At 68.3% G+C, this 1,663-nt stretch carries 2 protein-coding genes; one reads left to right on the plus strand and one right to left on the minus strand.

Translation table 11 applies throughout. The features are described from left to right. Positions 1 to 147 precede the first annotated feature (147 nt). Positions 148 to 1,392, plus strand: coding sequence for an IS256 family transposase (locus J4Z35_RS13940; RefSeq protein ID WP_208065672.1), 1,245 nt, complete (start codon positions 148 to 150; stop codon positions 1,390 to 1,392). 21 nt (positions 1,393 to 1,413) lie between these two features. Here the strand turns inward: J4Z35_RS13940 and J4Z35_RS13945 are convergent. Beyond that, positions 1,414 to 1,663 (minus strand): hypothetical protein (locus J4Z35_RS13945; protein WP_208065673.1); only part of this gene is annotated, 250 nt, incomplete at its 5' end.

Genomic DNA, 1,663 nt, shown 5'->3' on the forward strand with positions numbered 1-1,663 from the left:
AAAGGATGGCCATGGGCGTCCGTTCAGTGGAGTCCAGCAGAGTGGTGTACGACGGACCTGAGTGAGCGCGTGCCTTCAACGTAGGCGCGGCCACCAGGTGGATCCTTCGAGTGATCTCTCACAACCGACTCGAAGAAGGACACCTTGATGACCGCTGTGCCCAGTATCGACCCTGCCCAGTTCCTGAACGAGCAGCTGTCCCAGGCGAGCCCTGATCTGATGCGGGACTTGCTGACCACGTTCGTCAACGCGCTGCTCTCCGCGCAGGCCGACGCGGTGTGCGGCGCCGGCTACGGGGAGCGCACCCCGGAGCGGGTCAACTCCCGCAACGGCTACCGCCACCGCGACCTCGACACCCGCGTCGGCACGCTCGACGTGGCGGTGCCCAAGCTCCGCACCGGCAGCCTGTACCCGGACTGGCTCTTGGAGCGCCGGAAGCGCGCTGAACGGGCGCTGACCTCGGTGGTGGCGACCTGCTACCTGCTCGGCGTGAGCACGCGGCGGATGGACAAGCTTGTCCAGACCCTCGGCATCACCGGCCTGTCGAAGTCCCAGGTCTCGGTGATGGCCAAGGAGCTCGATGAGCACGTCGAGCAGTTCCGCACCCGCCGCCTGGAGGCCGCCGGTCCGTTCACGTTCGTGGCCGCCGACGCCCTGGTGCTGAAGGTCCGCGAGGGCGGCCGGGTGGTGCCGGTGCACGTGCTGGTCGCGACCGGCGTGAACGCTGACGGGCATCGGGAGATCCTCGGCGTGCAGGTCACCTCCAGTGAGGACGGCGCGGGGTGGCTGGCGTTCTTCCGCGACCTGACCGCCCGCGGCCTCACGGGGGTCAAGCTGGTCACCTCCGACGCGCACGCCGGCCTGGTCTCAGCGATCGGCGCCACGTTGCCCGGCGCGGCGTGGCAGCGGTGCCGCACCCACTACGCAGCGAACCTGATGTCCGCGACCCCGAAGTCGTCATGGGGCTGGGTCAAAGCGTTGCTGCACTCGATCTACGACCAGCCCGACTCTGACGCGGTGCACGCTCAGTTCGACCGGGTCCTCGACGCCCTGGCCGAGAAGCTGCCCGCCGTGGCCGAGCACCTTGAGGAAGCCCGTACCGACATCCTGGCGTTCACCGCGTTTCCGAAGGAGATCTGGCGCCAGATCTGGTCGAACAACCCCAACGAGCGGCTCAACCGCGAGATCCGTAGGCGTACCGACGTGGTCGGGATCTTCCCCGACCGGGCCAGCATCATCCGGCTCGTCGGCGCTGTCCTGGCCGAGCAACACGACGAGTGGGCCGAAGGCCGCCGCTACCTCGGACTCGACGTCCTCGCACGCGCCCAGGCCGTCGACCACGCCATCGCCGAGGAGGTGACCGAGCCAGAACTCCAGGCACTCACTGCCTGACCGACACGCCCAACCGAGGGATCAACCTCGTACACCACCCCAGCGGACTTGACCCTCGACGCCGCGCTCTGCCCACACGACGCGGCAGTGCCACAGCGAACCTTCGACACGTTGCTCGATGAGCAGGGCTTGCACCCATTCGCCGTCGACATACAACTCGACGTGCCCATCACGCGGCGCGACCCCACGAGGAAGCTCCCACGGGCGTTCGTCGGGGTCTTCGGGGATGCCGGCGCGTACCCCGATCCGTGCGACGTGCCCGTCCTTGCGA

This window comes from Dermacoccus sp. NHGro5, assembly GCF_017565385.1.
GTDB classification, from domain to species: domain Bacteria; phylum Actinomycetota; class Actinomycetes; order Actinomycetales; family Dermatophilaceae; genus Dermacoccus; species Dermacoccus nishinomiyaensis.